The sequence below is a fragment of the Streptomyces sp. NPDC037301 genome, from assembly GCF_055602785.1.
The window spans coordinates 50,552-67,819 of sequence record NZ_JBVJWD010000009.1; the positions used below are offsets into that span (position 1 = coordinate 50,552).

A 17,268-nucleotide genomic window follows, 5' to 3' on the forward strand; every position below is an offset into this window, starting at 1 on the left:
ACTGAACCTGGGAACGTATGACTGAAAACTGGCGTTGAATGACCGAACGCCATGGGGGTGGAGCAACGTCCGCTCCGGAATGATGAATTCGCTCGCATTCACTTCAATCCTCGGGTGCGGGTGCTCACACAGGACGGGGGTCGTGTGCACGCAACAACGCAGCAGCGAGCGGCGGACCATCGGCCGTACTTCTTCTTGAGTTATGCACATACACCGGGGTACGGCGGTGGAACGGACCCCGACATGTGGGTCGAGCGGCTCTTTCAGGATCTCTGCGGTCATGTGATGGCCATGACCGATCTGCCCGCGGGCGCGCCCGCCGGGTTCATCGACCGCGAGATACGCTCCGGCGAGGGCTGGTCGGAGCGGCTCGGCGAGGTGCTCGCCACCTGCCGGGTGTTCGTTCCGCTGTTCTCGCCGCGCTACTTCGCCAGCGAGATGTGCGGCAAGGAGTGGTACGCCTTCGCCCAGCGCGCCATTCACTACCGGGCCCGCTCCAACCAGCCGGCCGAGGCGATCGTCCCGGCGCTCTGGGTGCCGGTACCGCCGAGCCAACTCCCGGGACCCGCCGAGAGATTACAGTTCAACCACCGCGACTTCGGGGACCGTTACGTCAGCGACGGACTCTACGGACTGATCAAACTCAAGCTCTTCACCGAGGAGTACGAGCGCGCGGTGTACGAACTCGCCAAGCGCATCGTCAACGTCGCGGACACCATACGGATCGGCACCGGCCGCCCCGTCGACTACCGGCTGGCCCCCAGCGCCTTCGGCCCGCCGAACAGCGGAGCCGGCGGTCCCCGCCCCATGCAGGTGACCATCGCCGCTCCCACCCGGCACGACCTGCCCGAGGGACGCAACGCCGATTACTACGGCGACAACCCGCAGGACTGGAACCCCTACCACCCGGCCGCCGCCCGTCCCCTGGCCTATGTCGCCGAGGACCTGGTGCGCTCCCTCAACTACCAGGCCACCATTTCCTCCTTCGACGAGGAGTCCGGGCACCCGGAGGGCAAACAGCCGCCCAGCAGGCCGGAGATCCTGCTCGTCGACCGGTGGGCCCTGCAGGACGAGGACCGGCGCCGACGGCTCGCCGCCTTCGACGCCGAGAACCGCCCCTGGGTGACGATGGTCGTGCCGTGGAACCGCGAGGACCACGAGAGCAGGGCGGCCGAGGCCGAACTGACCGAGAAGCTCGAACAGACCATGCCGACCAAGATGCGCCAGGGGCGGGCCTACTGCCGCGCCGCCGCCAGGGGCGTACCCAGCATGGAGGCCTTCGGGCAGATCCTGCCGCAGGTGGTCGAGGTGGCGGCCCAGCAGTACCTGAGACATGCGGCGGTCTACCCACCCGCCACCGGCGGCGGGCACACCGAACGGACACGGTTGATGGGGCCGATGGCACAGACGTACTACACCCCCGAGACACACGACCCTGCGACGGATGCGGAGGACACGGATGACGGCCAGTCGTGACGGGCGCATCGTCACTTTCTACTCGTACAAGGGCGGCACCGGGCGCACCATGGCTCTGGCCAACACCGCCTGGATACTCGCCGCCAACGGGAAACGGGTACTGGCTGTCGACTGGGACCTGGAGGCACCGGGGCTCCACCGGTTCTTCCACCCGTTCCTCGACCCGTCGACACTCGGTGCCACCACCGGCGTCATCGATCTGATCACCGAGTACGCGTGGGCCGCGACCAGCCCCGTCCAGCGCGCCGACGACTGGCACCGCGACTACGCCCGTATCCAGCCGCACGCCGTATCCCTCACACCCGAGGCGCTCGGCTGGGAGTTCCCGCAGGGCGGCACCCTCGACTTCGTCTCCGCCGGGCGGCAGAACCGCGAATACTCCGCGACCGTCTCCACCTTCGACTGGGACAACTTCTACGACCGGCTCGGCGGCGGCCACTTCTTCGACGCCCTGCGCGACGACATGAAGGCCAACTACGACTACGTTCTCATCGACAGCCGGACCGGCCTCAGCGACATCGCCGACATCTGCACCGTCCACCTGCCCGACGTCCTCGTCGACTGCTTCACCCTCAGCGACCAGTCCATAGACGGCGCCGCCTCCGTCGCCCGGCAGATCTCCGAGCGCTACACCGGCCGCCCCATCTCCATCTTCCCCGTCCCGATGCGCATCGACGAGGGCGAGAAGGAGAAGGCCGATGCCGGACGGGCGCTGGCCCGGCTGAAGTTCGACCGGCTGCCGCGTGATCTGTCCGGGGACGAACTCACGGCCTACTGGGGCGCGGTGGAGATTCCGTACCGCCCCTACTACGCCTACGAGGAGACCCTCGCGACCTTCGGTGACGAGGCCGGTCTCACCAACTCCCTGCTCTCCGCCTTCGAACGGCTCACCTCCGTCATCACCGACCAGCAGATCACCTCGATGCCGCCGGTCGGCGAAGAGGTACGGCTGCGCATCCGTGACGCGTTCACCCGGCGCAGGCCCGCGCTGCCCGCCGATCTCTTCCTCAGCTATGTGGCGGAGAACCGGATGTGGGCCGACTGGATCGAATCCGTGCTCACCCGGGCCGGGTTCCGCGTCGTACCGCGCGATGTGTCCGCCGAGCGGGAGAACCCGGAACCGGCGGCCGCCGCCGCGGAGAACGCGGCCCGTACCGTGGTGCTGCTCTCCAGCGCCTACCTCAAGTCGCAGCGTGCGGTGAACCTCTGGGAGCGTGCCGTGGCGGAGGACCCCGGCGGTGGCCGGCGCCATCTGCTGCCGCTCAGGGTCGGTGACGTACGGCTGTCCGCGCCCTACATCGACCGCAACCCCGTCGATCTCTTCCGGCTCGACGAGGTGCACGCCACCGCCGCCCTGTTGCGCGCCCTGGACCGGCCCGTACAGCTCACCGACAGTGTGTCGCCCGGACCCCGCTTCCCCGGTACCGTCCCCAGGATCTGGAACGCGCCGCCGCGCAACCCCGGCTTCACCGGCCGCTCCCTGGTCCTGGAGCGGATGCGCGACCAGCTCGGCGGTGGCATGGCCGTCGTGCTGCCGCAGCCGCAGACCCTGTACGGACTCGGCGGCGTCGGCAAGACCCAGGTCGCCCTGGAGTACGTGCACCGCTTCATGGCCGACTACGACCTGGTGTGGTGGATATCGTCCGAGCAGACCGACGACGTGGTGGCCGGGCTCGCCGAGCTCGCCGTCCGGCTCGGTGCCCAGGGCGGCGACGACATGGCGGCCGCCTCCCAGGAAGCCGTGGACCTGCTGCGGCGCGGGGTTCCCTCGGACCGCTGGCTGCTGGTCTTCGACAACGCCGACGACCCCGAACGGCTCAGGCGCTACTTCCCGCAGGGCGGCTCCGGACACATCCTGGTCACCTCCCGCAACCAGGCATGGTCCCAGCACGGCGACGCACTGCCCGTCGACGTCTTCCTGCGCGAGGAGTCCATCGAGCACCTCCAGCGCCGGGCCCCGGGGCTGAGCGACGAGGACGCCGCCCAGGTGGCCACCGCAGTCGGTGACCTGCCGCTCGCTGTCGAACAGGCGGCGGCCTGGATCGCGGAGACCGCCACCCCGATCGACACCTATCTGGAACAGCTGGCGCAGCAGGCCCCCGAGGTCCTGGCGCTCAACCAGCCGGCCGGCTACCCGCAGCCGGTCGCAGCGACCTGGAACATCTCCATCGAACGGCTCAAGGAGCGCTCGCCCGCCGCGGTGCGGCTGCTCCAGCTCTGTGCCTTCTTCGCCCCCGAGCCGATCTCGGGGAACCTTCTGTACAGCAAGGAGATGATCGAGGCACTGAAGCCGTACGACGCCTCGCTCCAGGAGAAGCTCGTGCTGGGCCGGGTCATCCGGGAGATCGGCCGGTTCGCCCTCGCCAAGGTCGACCAGGTCTCCAACTCCATCCAGGTGCACCGTCTCGTCCAGGCCGTCATCCGGGCACAGCTCAGCGAGGAGGAGCAGCGCGACGCCCGGCATGCCGTCCACCGCATTCTGGCGGGTGCCCGGCCCGATGAGGACGAGCCGATCGACAACCCCTCGACCTGGCCGCAGTTCGCCACCCTCTGGCCGCACCTCGTCCCGTCCGACGCCCGCAACTGCAAGGAGCCCGAGGCCCGCAGGCTGTTGATCGACCGGGTCCGCTATCTCTGGAAGCGAGGTGACTTCAGGACCGCGGGCGCACTCGGCGAGGAGTTGCGCGCCATCTGGAAGGAGACGTTGGGGGAGCGGGACATCCAGTACCTCTACCTCTGCTTCCACCTCGCCAACATCTACCGCTCGCGCGGCCGTTATGTGGAGGCGAGGGAGCTCGACGAGATCACCCTCGCGACGCAGCGGGAGGTCCTGGGACCGGAGCATCCGCACACGTACATGAGCACCAGCAGTCTGGCGACGGACCTCGGCACGCTCGGCGAGTACACCATGGCGATCGAGTTGGCGACCGAGGCCACCGACGGGTTCAACCAGATCTTCCACGATTCGCATCCGAGGACCCTGGCAGCGGCCAACAACCTGGCGTTCACCCTGCGGTCCATCGGGCAGTACGCCAAGGCCAGGGAGATCGACCAGGACGTCTTCGACCGGCGGGTCGAGGTGCTCGGCGCGGAACACCCGTACAGCCTCTCCTCGGCCATGAACCTGGCCCGTGACCTGCGTGACGTCGGGCGGTACGAGGACGCGGTCGGCATCCTCAGCCGCACGTACGACAGTTACAAGGCCACGCTCGGCCGGTCCTTCCCCGGCACGCTGAGCGCGGCGAAGAGCCTGGCGGTGTCGCTGCGCCGGGCGGGCAGACTGGAGGACGCCCGCAGGCTCACGGTGGCCACCCGTGCCCGGTACCGGGCCAAGTACACCTCCGCCAACCCGGAGTGGCTGGCCTGTGACCTCAATCTGGCGGCCGACCTGTTCGCGGCGGGCGAGGCGTCCGAGGCCAGGGACACCGCGCAGGAGGTCGTCGACCAGTACATGAAGGTGCCGGGGGAGAAGCACCCGTACACCCTGGCCGCCCTGAACAACCTCGGCGTCTACCTGCTGGGGGCCGGTGCGGTGGAGGAGTCGGAGCAGGTGCTGACCCGGGTGGTCGCGTCGATGCGGGAGGTGTACGGGCACGAGCACCCCAACACCCTGTTCTGTGTGATGAATCTGGCCAATGCGACGGCCGAACGGGGCGATCTCGAAATCGTGCTGGAGACCGAACGGAAGGTGGCAGGACAGCTCAGGCACGTCCTCGGGGCGCACCACCCGGAGACCCTGGCCATGATGTCGAACATGGCGGTCACGCTCGATGCGATGGGGCGCAAGGACGAGGCGCTGCGGCTGAGGGCGGAGACGGTCGACGAGCTGTCGCGGCAACTCGGTGACGACCACCCGATGACCCGGATCGCCCGGGACGAGCGCCGGTTCGAGCGCGAACTGGAACCGACGGCGGTATGAGCCACGGGAGCGTCCGGACGCCACCGGACGCTCCCTGTCTCTCCCTGTCCCTTCTGTCTCTCTCGGGTCCGTTCCTCAGCAGACAGCCGGCTCCAGCAGCCAGTTGAGGATCGTGGGCAAGGCGTGCAGCGCGTCGAAGTGCGCGGCCGCCGGTTCCACCACGACGGTGGAGTTCGGGATGCGCTCGGCCAGCCAGCGGGAGTGGCCCACCGGAGAGAACACATCCTTCTCGCCGTGCCACAGCATCACCGGACCCGGGATGTCCGCAGGGTCGAACCCCCACGGACGGCTGAACGCGATCGCGTCGTCGATCCATCCCCATGCCGAAGTGCGCAGCCCCTCACGGTAGTTGCGCAGCAGCATGGTGCGGACCCCGGCGTCGTTGACCACCATCCGGTCGGAGTCGGTCAGCTCCCGGCGCAGATCGTCGATGAGCCTGACCGGGTTCTTCCTGATCACCGCGGACCGCGAGGTGAACGACTCCGCGAGCCCGTCCGGATCGGCCGCCGCGGTGGAGTACGCCAGTACGTTGGAGGCGGCCATCCCGTCGAACCAGTCCAGGCCGTCGGCGCCCCAGGGGGCCAGCCCGACCAGTGCGGCGGTACGGGTGACCCGCTCGGGCATCAGCGCGGCGCAGGCCAGGGCGTGCGGGGCGCCACCGGATCGGCCCACCACGGCGAAGCGCTCCAGCTCAAGGTGGTCCGCGATGGCCCGTACGTCCTGAACGACATCGGCGACACGGCGGCCCGGCAGCCGGTCGGAGTCGCCGTAGCCCGGCCGGTCATAGGTGATCAGCTGTGTCTTGCGCTGGTACAGCACCATCCCGCGCGGAGCCGGACCGAGCCTGCTCCCGGGCATTCCGTGCAGCAGGAAGACCGGTCTGCCGCAGGGATCGCCCAGACGCTCCACCACCAGATGCCGCCCGTCCGTTGCGCGCACCCGACTACGCACTCCGCGCCTCCTTCGTATGGTGCGGGCACCGCGTGCCCGACTTTTCCCGCCCGATTCGATGATGGCCCATCAGAGCACTTACCGGGACTGTGTGTTGGGAAACCGTGGGGGCGTTCGGGGGGCGCGTAATCGTGCGGCGTCTTCGGGCAGTTCTCGATCCGGCACGCCGGGGGGGGGGGGGGGGGGGGGGGGAGGGGGGGGGGGGGGGGTGGGGGGGGTGGGGAGGGGGGTGGTGGGGGAAAAACCGGGGGTGGTGTGGGGGGGCGGGGGCGTTGTCCGTCTTTTCCCCCCTCCCCCCCCCCCCTTCCCCCCTCCCCCCCCCCCCCCCCCCCCCCTTCCCCCCCCCGAGCCCGTCGATTCCGATCAGGAAGCCTCGTCGGCGCTACCCCCGCGCGAGCGTCACGAACGCCGCCCACTCGCCCCGGCCGACCCGCAGCACCGGGCGGGTGCCGTCGAGGTGACCGACACCCGCCCGGAGCGCCTGCCGCCCATCCCGGCACCGGGACCCGCGTCCGCCGACGCGGCATCGGGCCGCGGTCTGCTGCTCGTCGAGGCGTACGCGGACCGCTGGGGCTGCACCGTCCGCGACGCGTTCACGAAAGCGGTCTGGGCGGAGGTGGCTTGCTCCTCCTGAGCGCGGCGCGGAGGACTGCTGGGCCCCCAGGAGATCTCCACTCAGGCTCCGGGGCTGTTCTTCGGTCCCGGCACATGGCCGAAGCCAGGATGCCGGGACCGAAGGCGCAGGCAGACGTGCCGGATCCGGCGGTGTCCCCGCCGTTCGGCAGGGGCCCGGCCGGACGACGTGATCCGACAGGTCAGCCGGCCCAGACCTCGGCTTCGTCGGCCGGGACGGTGGTGGCGAGCTTCAGCTCCTTGCGCGCGGCGACCGTCTTGCCCGGGTCGATACCGGCGAAGGCCCGGTCGTAGGCGAGGTAGAAGGCGTCCGTGTCACCGGCCGAAGCGGCCTTTTCCCACGCACCGGCGGTCTCCTTCAGCCCTGCACGGAGCTTGGCGGTCTCCGGCTGCTGAATGCTCTTCAGAGCCGTGAGGTGGGTGCCGAGCGCGGCGGCAACGGCTTTGGCCTGCTTCTTGTAGCCGGCGAAGTCGTCCTCAACATGCTCCGTTTCGGGCTGGTTCGTCCACAGGGCCTCGTAGACGGCGTTCGAACCCTTCAGGTACGCGAGCTGGTCGGCGTTCAGGGGCTTGCTCTTCAACGAACCGGAGAACGTGCCCGCTTCCTTGGTGTACGTGCAGCTCACGGCCCGATCGCCCGTCGCCCAGCTCTCCTTGGTGGGGGAGTAGTAGTAGACATCGACGCCCTTGGGCAGGGCCCAGGCGTCGGGGGTGAACTTCTGCGCCTCGGCCGGGCATCGCTCGTCGGCGATCTGTGCGGTTTTGTCCTCGCCGGGGTAAGCCGACTGCCCGTCGATCTTGAAGTCACCGACGACCTGGCCCTTGTGCGGTTCCTTGCACGGCACGACCTCGACGCTGAGCTCCTCGCTCTTGGGCGCCTCGTTGTTCGGGTTGTAGCAGTCGCCGGTCGCGAGCGAGAAGACCGATTGCTGGCGAACCACTTTCTTGGCGCCGGCCTTTGCGCTGTCGAGGGCCTCGGAGCATCCCACCGCTCCGACCGAGATCAGGGCTACGACAGCGGATATACCGCGCAGAGAACGGGACGTGGCACCGAAAGACATGACGTAGGCATCCTCAAACGGAAGGGTTGTGAACAGATGTGCGCATCGTATGGCATGTCAGTGACAGTGCTGTGCGCAGGCGCTTTGGTGCACCGGCGGTGGTGGTGCAGGTGATATCCGGACGAGTTGTCGTCCGGCGCGCTTGAGAGTGGTCGAGAAGCGAACTCCTGATGCAGCGTGGAGAGCCTGAACGTGAAGGGGCTCGCCCGCACCCGTCTGGCGAAGTCCGTGCACGACGCGGGATGGTCCTCCTTCGTGACCATGCTGGAATACAAAGCGGCCCGGTACGGACGCACCCTGACCAGGGTGGACCGTGCTTTCCCGTCCTCGCAGGTGTGTTCCGCCTGCGGTCACCGCGACGGGCCCAAGCCCCTGCACGTCCGGGCATGGACCTGCAACGCGTGTGGCACCCGGCACGACCGGGACCACAACGCGGGCCAGAACATCAAGCACGAAGGGCGGCGCATCCGCGCCGCACAACAGGCTGTACCACCCGCCCCCGGACCGGGGACCCCGCCCGGCAACGCGTGAGGTAAACGCCTGCGGAGCGAATGTAAGACCAGGATTCGTCCCGGCAGAGCCCACAATCCCCGCCCATCGGTGGGGAGGAACCAGGAACCCGGCTCAAGGCGCACCGCACACGCGGACGCCAGGGAGAGAATCCCCCACACTTATGGGAACGACGTCGGCGGGAGCGGCGCATCCATTACGTTCGGACCTGGTGAGCAGGAGGGGGAGTCCATGCCTACAGAGGGCCGGTTCCGGGCGAGCGGGTGGCGAGGGCGGGAAGTTGAGATACCGCAGCCTGCTGGGACTCAGCGGCCGGTCCCTCTGGAGTTCAAGGGGGGGCGGACCACATCGTTCAGGGTGCACGCGCTGCGGCGATCGACGGCACGCAAGGTGCACGGCGGGGAGCTGCTGTACGCATACGGGCCCGGGGTGCGCAGAGTGCTGCTGCCCGCCGGTTACAACCGGGTGGAGGTCACTCGGGACAAGCCGAAGCCGAGCTCGGGGACGGGCTTCTCCCGCTGGCGCCTGCAAACCGTCGAGTGGATCCCCTGGGGTGCTCACCGAGCAGCGGGAGTCGCCCCGATGTCAACCGTTCGTGCCCACGCGGGCGGCGAGTCCGGGACGTAATCGGGATCGTCCTCGTCCTACGACCCGGCTGCCTGCTGGAGACCCGAGGCGGCCTGCGCCGGAGGCGTGCGGCCCTTGCAACGGGCCCCCGAGCACGACTGTACGCACGGCCTTCCGCTGTCCGTACTGTCGGGCCGCAACGAGGCTCTGATCGGAGACCCGGCCGGACGTTTTGCAACGCGTGGTTCCCGGATGCCGATGAGCGCTCGCGCTGCCACGATCCGCTGGGTCAGGCGGCCGTAGAGCCCACGGGCGCCGTGTCACCGGCGACATCATCCGGTGTGCGGCGCATGGCCATCAGGAGTGTGACGAGTGTGCCCGCCACCGCCCACGCGGACAGCACCAGCAGTGGTCCGGTGACCGCGTTGCCCTTGAAGTACGCGATCGAGCGTGCCACCCAGGTGCCCGCCCCGGGCGGCAGCGCGGGGCCGATCGCTCGCCAGAAGTCCGGGAGCATCGGCAGCGGGAAGGCGCCGCCGGCGCTCGGGTTGCCCGCGATCACCACGATCAGGACGGCCAGGCCGATGCCGACGATGCCGGTGAGGGCCTGAAGGGCGAGGGTGAGCATGCCGACCGCGAAGACGGTCAGCGCCCCCAGCCCCGACAGGCCCCAGAAGCTTCCGGGCAGGGCGCCGAGGATCGGGCCGATGATGATCGCGCCGCCGATCCCGCCCACGATGGAGTACAGCGCCATGACGCCGGTCCGGATCACCGCGCGCTGTCGGTTGGCGGGCTTGGAGCCGGCGCTGATTGCCAGGATCGAGGCGCAGAGGTAGCCGCCCACGCACCAGCCCACGACCAGGTAGAAGGACGAGAGCCCGTCGAAGTCCTGGTCGGAGGCCGGGGCCACGTCCACGGACCGCACTGTGCGCTGCTGGGTCAGATCGACCTTCGTGATGATCTTCGTCAGGGTGTCGGCCAGCGCGGCACCCCCGCCGGAGGCGACCAGCACGGTGTCGGCCGTGCTCCTGGGACTGACGATCAGGGCGCCGTCGATCTCGCGGTTCAGGATCTGCTCGCGGGCTGTGGCCGAGTCGGCGACCGTACGGGGGGCCAGCGGGCCGCCCGGGAGATTCTTCAGCTCGGCGATCAGCTGTGCGGACATCTGCCGGGGCGCGACGACCCCGAAGGGTACGTCCGTCGGTTTCGGCTTGTGCAGAGCCCCGACGTAGGACGCGATGAACAGCAGCTGCAGTCCGAGCACACCGATGACAAGCAGTGCTGCCCGTGGAGTGACGGCGTTCTTCACCTCGTCAGCGAAAGTCATGCCCCCACGGTCCGGGGCGTCGGCCGTTCGCGCAGGTGGGGCTGGGCCGAATGGCTGACCGGAGCGCCGGTCCGGGGCCGGGTGCATGTCCCGCACTGCGGGTATCGTACGAATGTTCGAAATTTGGTCTATGGTGGAGAGCGAGGGGTGGTGAGTGCGGATCGGTCCAGGAGGTGCAGATGCCAGGGTTCACGCATCTGCACACCGTTTCCGGGTTCTCCCTGCGGTACGGGGCCTCGCACCCGGAGCGGCTGGCGGAGCGCGCCGCGGAGCGGGGGATGGACGCTCTCGCGCTGACCGATCGCGACACGCTCGCGGGTACGGTCCGCTTCGCCAAGGCCTGCGAGAGGGCCGGGGTGCGGCCGATCTTCGGGGTGGAGCTCGCGGTGGACCCTGCGGCGGCGGAGCATACGAGGGAAGGCGGACGTACGCATCGGCTGCGGACCCCGGTCCGTGGCGGTGCCTTTGTCGATGAATCCGCACCCCGGGTCACCTTCCTCGCCCGGGACGGTGCGCAGGGCTGGGCGGAGTTGTGCCGTCTCGTCACCGCCGCCCACGCCCCCGCGCCCGCCGGTGCCGGACAGCCCCTGGTCGGCCGGTCCGAGCTGCCTGCCGAAGGGCTCACCGTGCTGCTCGGCCCCGCCTCCGACGTCGGCAGGGCGCTGGCCGCCGGCCGCCCGGACCGGGCCGCCTCGCTGCTCGCCCCCTGGCGGGAGATCTACGGCGACGACCTGCGCCTCGAAGCCGTCCACCACGGACGCGAAGGCACCGGACCCGGATCGCTGCGGCTCGCCGCCCGTACCGTCGGCTTCGCCGCCGAGCAGGGGATACGGGCCGTGCTGACCAATGCCGTCCGGTACGCCGACCCCGGGCAGGGCCCGGTCGCCGATGTGCTCGACGCGGCCCGCAGGCTGGTCCCCGTCGACCCCCGCCGCGGCCCGCTCGACAGTGATGAGCGCTGGCTGAAGGATGCCCGCGCGATGACGGAGACCGCCGAGCGGATCGCCTCCTCGGCCGGGCTCGGCCGGGACGGCGGAGCCCGGCTGCTCGCAGAGACCCGGCGCACCGCCGACGCCTGCGTCGTCGACCCCGAGGGCGACCTCGGCCTCGGCACCGTCCACTTCCCCGAACCGCATCTCGTCGGTGCGGGGCGGCGCACCGCCCAGCGGGTACTGGCCTCCCGCGCCGCCGCCGGAATGGTGCTGCGCGGCTACGACCGCAGGCGCGACTACTGGGAGCGGATGCACCAGGAGCTGGACATCATCGCCTACCACGGTTTCGCCTCCTATTTTCTGACGGTCGCTCAAGTCGTTGATGACGTAAGGGCGATGAAGGTACGGGTTGCCGCCCGGGGCTCCGGCGCGGGCTCCCTGGTCAACCATCTCCTCGGGATCGCGCACGCCGACCCGGTCGAACACGGGCTGCTGATGGAACGCTTCCTCTCCAAGCGCCGCTTCGTGCTGCCCGACATCGACATCGACGTCGAATCGGCCCGCCGGCTCGACGTCTACCGCGCGATCATCGGCCGCTTCGGCACCGAGCGGGTCGCGACCGTCGCCATGCCCGAGACCTACCGGGTGCGCCACGCCATCCGGGACGTCGGCGCGGCGCTCTCCATGAACCCGGCCGAGACCGACCGGCTCGCCAAGGCCTTCCCGCACATCCGGGCCCGCGACGCCCGCGCGGCCATGGAAGAGCTGCCCGAGCTGCGGGCTGTCGCGGCGGAGAAGGAGAAGTACGGGCGGCTCTGGGAACTGGTGGAGGCGCTGGACGGCCTGCCGCGCGGTATCGCCATGCACCCGTGCGGGGTGCTCCTCTCGGACGCCTCCCTGCTGCGCCGGGTGCCTGTCATGCCGACCAGCGGGGAGGGTTTCCCGATGGCGCAGTTCGACAAGGAGGACGTGGAGGATCTCGGGCTGCTCAAACTCGATGTGCTGGGCGTACGGATGCAGTCGGCGATGGCGCACGCGGTCACGGAGGTCAAGAGGGCCTCGGGCCAGGACGTGGACCTGGACGCCGTACCGCAGGGCGACCCGGAGACGTACCGGCTGATCAGGAGTGCCGAGACACTGGGCTGCTTCCAGATCGAGTCGCCGGGCCAGCGCGACCTGGTCGGCAGGCTCCAGCCCGCCACCTTCCACGATCTGGTGGTCGACATCTCGCTGTTCAGGCCGGGGCCGGTCGCCGCCGACATGGTGCGGCCGTTCATCGAGGCCAGGCACGGCCGTGCGCCCGTGCGCTATCCGCATCCCGACCTGGAAGGGCCGCTGCGCGAGACGTACGGAGTGGTCGTCTTCCATGAGCAGATCATCGAGATGGTCGACATCATGACCGGCTGCGGCCGGGACGAGGCCGACCGGGTGCGGCGCGGGCTCTCCGACCCCGGGGTGCAGGGCCGGATCAAGGTGTGGTTCGCGCAGCAGGCGGCGGCGAAGAAGTACAGCGCCGAAGTGATCGCCCGCGCCTGGGAGATCATCGAGGCGTTCGGCTCGTACGGCTTCTGCAAGGCGCACGCGGTCGCCTTCGCCGTACCGACGTACCAGTCGGCGTGGCTCAAGGCACATCACCCGGCGGCCTTCTATGCCGGGCTGCTCACCCATGATCCGGGGATGTACCCGAAGCGGCTACTGCTCGCGGACGCGCGGCGGCGCGGGGTGCCGGTGCTGGGGCTGGATGTGAACCGGTCGGCGGCCACCCATCGAATCGAACTGGTGCCTGATGGTGAGGAGGGGAGGGAGGTCTGGGGGGTGCGGCTCGCGCTCTCGGACGTCCATGGCATCAGTGAGGCCGAGGTCGCCCGGATCGAGGCCGGGCAGCCCTTCACCTCGCTGCTGGACTTCTGGCAGCGGGCCAGGCCGGGAAAGCCGGCCGCTGAACGGCTGGCCCAGGTCGGCGCGTTGGACGCGTTCGGCGCCAACCGGCGTGATCTGCTGCTGCATCTGTCCGAACTGCACCGTGCCCAGCGGGGTACCGGGGCGCGGTCCGGCTCCGGTGGCGCGCAGCTCCCGCTCGGCGAGGGGCGCAGGACCGGCTCCATCGGCCTGCCCGACCTCAACGAGGCCGAACGCCTCAGTGCCGAGCTCGGCGTCCTGAGCATGGATGTCTCCCGCCATCTGATGGGCGATCACCATGCTTTCCTGAAGGAGCTCGGCGCGGTCTCCGCCAAGCGGCTGCGCGAGGCACGGCACGGGGATACTGTGCTGGTCGCGGGCGCCAAGGCGGCCACCCAGACACCGCCGGTCCGCTCCGGCCGCCGGGTCATCTTCACCACCCTGGACGACGGTACGGGCCTGGTCGACCTGGCCTTCTTCGACGACAGCCATGCCGCATGCGCGCACACCGTCTTCCACTCCTGGCTGCTGCTGGTACGCGGAGTGGTACAGCGGCGCGGACCGCAGAGCCTGAGCGTGATCGGTGCGGCCGCCTGGAATCTGGCGGAACTGGCCGAGCTGCGGCGTACCGGCGGACTTGACGCGGTCGCGGCCCGGCTGGCGGAGGAACCCTCGTCCGAGGAGAGCGCCCCCGAGGCTCCCGAGCCTGCTCCCACCGACAAAGGCCGCCGCATCCAGATGACCACCGGGTACGAGATGAACCCCTGGTCCGACCTCCAGCCGCCCGGTGAAGGAGTCGCCACCGGAAGGAAGTTGTGGCACCAGAGCCCGGGGAGTGCGGGATGAGCACTGCGCACGATGCGCCGGGAATCCTGTATCTGCGGTTCCGCAAGGTCGGCGGCGGCTCCCCGGACAGCGCCGGTTACGAGGGACTGCTCGCCCTTCTCGGTGCGTTCACCCCGGTGGTCGAGGCGGTCCCGCCCGACGGGGCGCTCGCCGATGTGCGCGGCGCGCTGCGCTACTTCGGACGGGATGTGAAGGGGCTGGCCTCGGTGATCCGGATCCGTGCGCTCGCCCTGCACGGCGTGGACTGCGCGATCGGAGCCGCGGAGAACCCGATGCTGGCCCGGATGGCGGCACGGCAGGCCGCGCCCGGAATGACCTTCGTGGTGCCCGGGGGCGGGGGAGCGGAGTTCCTCGCGGCCAAGCCGGCCACGGCGCTGGACGGCGTCGGGGCGGCGACGGCCCGCACCCTGTGCGGGTACGGGCTCGACTCCGTCGGCCGGATCGCGGCTGCCCCGCTCGGCACCCTGCAACGGATCACCGGCGTACGGACCGGACGTGAACTGTGGGAGCGGGCGCGCGGCATCGACCGTACGACGGTCGTACCGGGCGCCGCCGCACGGTCGATCGCCGCCGAACGGTCCTTCCCGCGCGACGAGCTGGACCGGGAACGCCAGCGCCGCGCGCTCATGTCGCTCACCGAGGAGCTGGGGGCCAGGATGCGCGGGGACGGGCAGGTGTGCCGGGGGCTCGCGGTCTCCGTCCGCTATGCCGACCGCACCGGATACTCGACGCTGACCCGCAGTCGTACGCTCCGGGAGCCCACCGCACACTCCGCGGCGCTCACCGAACTCGCGTACCGGATCCATGACTCGTTCGCTCTGCAGCGGGCCCGGGTTCGGGGGATCGCGCTGCGCGCGGAGGGGCTGACGGACGCCGAACGGGCCGCGCACCAGCTGTCGTTCGACCCGGTGGACGAACGGGCGCGCCGGATCGAGGCGGTGGCGGACCGGCTGCGGGCCAGGTTCGGGCCGCAGGCCGTGGTGCCGGGGCGACTCGCGACCTGATTTGCTGAGCGCGGTGACGGCGATCGTTATGACCGCCTTGAGGACCCGCTCAGCAGCGATTGAGAACAGCCGGCCGTACGGTGCGTACATGACCGCCGAAGCTTCCGAGAAGATCCGCCTCGCCACCCCGGCCGACGTCCCCGCCGTGCGGGCCGTCACCGACGCCGCCTACCGTCACTACATCGAACGCATCGGTCTCGTACCCGCACCGATGGAGGCGGACCACGCGGCGGTTGTCGCCGCGGGCCGGGTGCACGTTACAGGGGCCTTGGACGTCGTCGGCGTCCTGGTCCTCGTACCGCACGACGACCACCTCTTCCTGGAGTCCGTCGCCGTCCACCCGGACGTGGCCGGCCGGGGAGTCGGCCGACGGCTGCTCGCCCACGTGGACGCGCACGCCCGCAGCCTCGGCCTCCCTGAGATCCGGCTCTACACCAACGCCCTGATGTGGGAGAACCGGAAGCTCTACCCGCGCTACGGGTACGAGCTGGTGGAGCGCCGTGTGGACGGCGCGTACGACCGCTTCCACTACCGCAAGCGGCTGGCCGGCTGATCGACTCCGTCAGTGCGGGATGGCACGATCGGCCCATGACGACGATCGACTGGGATTCCGCAGCCGACTCCTTCGACGAGGAGCCCGACCACGGGCTGCTCGACCCGGCGGTCCGGCACGCCTGGGCGCAGCGGCTGGAGAGCTGGCTGCCCGGTGAGCGCTCCGAGGTGCTCGACCTGGGATGCGGCACCGGAAGCCTTGCGCTGCTCGTCGCCGGGCAGGGGCACCGGGTCACCGCCGTCGACCGGTCGCCGCGCATGGTGGAGCAGGCACGGGCCAAGCTCGCCGGGACGGGTACCGGGGTGTTCCTCGGGGATGCGGCCCAACCACCGGTCGGAAAGCAGCAGTTCGATGTGATCATGGTCCGGCATGTGGTGTGGCTGCTGCCCGATCCGGTGGCAGCCCTGCGTCACTGGTTCACCCTGCTGCGGCCCGGCGGCCGGCTGATCCTGATCGAAGGCGTCCGGGGTGGCGTCGGCCTCTCCGCCGAGCGGCTGACCGGACTTCTCTCCGAGCTCACCGAACGCATCCACCACGAGCGGCTCTCCGACGATCCGACCCTGTGGGGCAAGCAGATCGACGACGAGCGCTACGCCCTGGTGGCCCGCGCCGAACCGCCGCACCGGCACACCGAGGTCGTCGATGTGCATCTGATCCTCCGCCGAGGCCCGGACGTCCTGCTCGCCCGACGGGCCAATACCGGTTACGCGGACGGACTGTTCAACGGCCCGTCCGGACATGTCGAGGACGGTGAGGACGTCCGCGAGGCGATGATCCGCGAGGCCGCCGAGGAGATCGGTGTCGAACTCGGCCCGGACGAGCTGCGGGTCGCCCTGGTCATGCAGCACCGAGGCCCCGGCGGCAGTCCCAGGACCGGCTGGTTCTTCGAGGCTGAGTACGACCCCGCCCGCCCGCCGTACAACCGCGAACCGGACAAGTGCTCCGAGCTGGCGTGGTTCCCGCTGGACGCCCTTCCGGACGACATCGTCGCCTACTGCCGGGCAGGACTCGACGGCTACCGCGCGGGGGAGCACTTCCTGATCCACTGGCACGAGGACGGCGACACCGTGGCGTACCAGCCGCACGCGATCCGCCGCGCCGTCCCGCTGCCGGCCGGCGGGGCCCGCACCGGCGGGGTGCACCACATCGAGCTGTGGGTGCCCGATCTGCCGGCGGCCGAACAGGGGTGGGGCTGGCTGCTCGGCGCGCTGGGCCATGTCCCGTACCAGCGCTGGGAACACGGGCGGAGCTGGCGGCGCGGCGACAGCTATGTGGTGGTCGAGCAGTCACCCGATCTGACCGGGGGGACGCACGACCGCCGCCGCCCCGGGCTCAACCACCTGGCGTTCCACGTCCGGGACCGGGCCACCCTCGACGCACTGGTGGCCGGGGCCCCGGAGCACGGCTGGCGGCCGCTCTTCCCGGACCGATACCCGCACGCGGGCGGGGACGGGCACATCGCCGCCTATCTGGAGGACGCGGCGGGGTACGAGGTGGAGCTGGTCGCCGGAATCCAGCAAGCCCGCCCGGTGCCACAGGACCCGGCGCCGCACACCGATGTATGGGCGCGGCGCCGGGACTAGGGCCTGC

At 70.3% G+C, this 17,268-nt stretch carries 11 protein-coding genes; 8 read left to right on the forward strand and 3 right to left on the reverse strand.

Annotated features, from left to right (window positions below):
- Positions 1-120: 120 nt before the first annotated feature.
- Together fsxC and fxsT are read left to right on the forward strand one after the other, a co-directional pair.
- Complete coding sequence (fsxC, locus tag ACZ7IB_RS16875; protein ID WP_470913375.1) at positions 121-1,476, forward strand: FxsC protein; 1,356 nt, start codon at positions 121-123, stop codon at positions 1,474-1,476.
- Positions 1,460-5,395 carry an FxSxx-COOH system tetratricopeptide repeat protein gene (gene fxsT, locus ACZ7IB_RS16880; protein WP_470913219.1) on the forward strand — a complete coding sequence of 1,312 codons (3,936 nt, stop codon included), beginning with the start codon at positions 1,460-1,462 and terminating at the stop codon, positions 5,393-5,395. The genes fsxC and fxsT overlap by 17 nt, the downstream gene beginning before the upstream one ends.
- A gap of 75 nt (positions 5,396-5,470) precedes the next feature.
- Here fxsT and ACZ7IB_RS16885 read toward each other — a convergent pair whose 3' ends face one another.
- Positions 5,471-6,346, reverse strand: coding sequence for an alpha/beta fold hydrolase (locus tag ACZ7IB_RS16885; protein ID WP_470913220.1), 876 nt, complete (start codon positions 6,344-6,346; stop codon positions 5,471-5,473).
- A 457-nt stretch (positions 6,347-6,803) separates the two neighbouring features.
- Between ACZ7IB_RS16885 and ACZ7IB_RS16890 the strand changes: the two genes are divergently transcribed.
- Positions 6,804-6,980 carry an ATP-binding protein gene (locus tag ACZ7IB_RS16890; RefSeq protein ID WP_470913221.1) on the forward strand — a complete coding sequence of 59 codons (177 nt, stop codon included), beginning with the start codon at positions 6,804-6,806 and terminating at the stop codon, positions 6,978-6,980.
- 181 nt (positions 6,981-7,161) lie between these two features.
- On the opposite strand, the gene ACZ7IB_RS16895 is transcribed toward ACZ7IB_RS16890, so the two are convergent.
- Complete coding sequence (locus ACZ7IB_RS16895) at positions 7,162-8,040, reverse strand: septum formation family protein (RefSeq protein ID WP_470913222.1); 879 nt, start codon at positions 8,038-8,040, stop codon at positions 7,162-7,164.
- Between the two features lie 177 nt (positions 8,041-8,217).
- Between ACZ7IB_RS16895 and ACZ7IB_RS16900 the strand changes: the two genes are divergently transcribed.
- Positions 8,218-8,571: an RNA-guided endonuclease TnpB family protein gene (locus ACZ7IB_RS16900; protein ID WP_470913223.1), complete on the forward strand. Its 354-nt coding sequence runs from the start codon at positions 8,218-8,220 to the stop codon at positions 8,569-8,571.
- Positions 8,572-9,406: 835 nt separating this feature from the next.
- Here the strand turns inward: ACZ7IB_RS16900 and ACZ7IB_RS16905 are convergent.
- Complete coding sequence (locus ACZ7IB_RS16905; protein ID WP_470913224.1) at positions 9,407-10,444, reverse strand: ABC-2 transporter permease; 1,038 nt, start codon at positions 10,442-10,444, stop codon at positions 9,407-9,409.
- Positions 10,445-10,623: 179 nt separating this feature from the next.
- Between ACZ7IB_RS16905 and ACZ7IB_RS16910 the strand changes: the two genes are divergently transcribed.
- The 4 genes from ACZ7IB_RS16910 (at position 10,624) to ACZ7IB_RS16925 (ending at position 17,261) form a co-directional block, all read left to right on the forward strand.
- Entirely contained in the window at positions 10,624-14,121 is a 3,498-nt protein-coding gene (locus tag ACZ7IB_RS16910) for a DNA polymerase III subunit alpha (protein ID WP_470913225.1), read from the forward strand.
- On the forward strand, positions 14,118-15,125 hold the full coding sequence (locus ACZ7IB_RS16915) for a DNA polymerase Y family protein (RefSeq protein ID WP_470913226.1): 1,008 nt from the start codon (positions 14,118-14,120) through the stop codon (positions 15,123-15,125). Before ACZ7IB_RS16910 ends, ACZ7IB_RS16915 begins: the two co-directional genes overlap by 4 nt.
- 88 nt (positions 15,126-15,213) lie before the next feature.
- On the forward strand, positions 15,214-15,678 hold the full coding sequence (locus ACZ7IB_RS16920; RefSeq protein ID WP_470913227.1) for a GNAT family N-acetyltransferase: 465 nt from the start codon (positions 15,214-15,216) through the stop codon (positions 15,676-15,678).
- A 35-nt stretch (positions 15,679-15,713) separates the two neighbouring features.
- A complete protein-coding gene (locus ACZ7IB_RS16925) occupies positions 15,714-17,261 on the forward strand; it encodes a trifunctional class I SAM-dependent methyltransferase/NUDIX hydrolase/VOC family protein (protein WP_470913228.1) in 1,548 nt (515 codons plus the stop codon).
- Positions 17,262-17,268 lie beyond the last annotated feature (7 nt).

Coding starts and splice junctions, on each gene's coding strand:
- ACZ7IB_RS16910 (WP_470913225.1), top strand. CDS start 10,624: ATGCCAGGGTTCACGCATCTGCACACCGTTTCCGGGTTCTCCCTGCGG.
- ACZ7IB_RS16915 (WP_470913226.1), top strand. CDS start 14,118: ATGAGCACTGCGCACGATGCGCCGGGAATCCTGTATCTGCGGTTCCGC.
- fxsT (WP_470913219.1), top strand. CDS start 1,460: ATGACGGCCAGTCGTGACGGGCGCATCGTCACTTTCTACTCGTACAAG.
- ACZ7IB_RS16925 (WP_470913228.1), top strand. CDS start 15,714: ATGACGACGATCGACTGGGATTCCGCAGCCGACTCCTTCGACGAGGAG.
- ACZ7IB_RS16895 (WP_470913222.1), bottom strand. CDS start 8,040: ATGTCTTTCGGTGCCACGTCCCGTTCTCTGCGCGGTATATCCGCTGTC.
- ACZ7IB_RS16905 (WP_470913224.1), bottom strand. CDS start 10,444: ATGACTTTCGCTGACGAGGTGAAGAACGCCGTCACTCCACGGGCAGCA.
- ACZ7IB_RS16920 (WP_470913227.1), top strand. CDS start 15,214: ATGACCGCCGAAGCTTCCGAGAAGATCCGCCTCGCCACCCCGGCCGAC.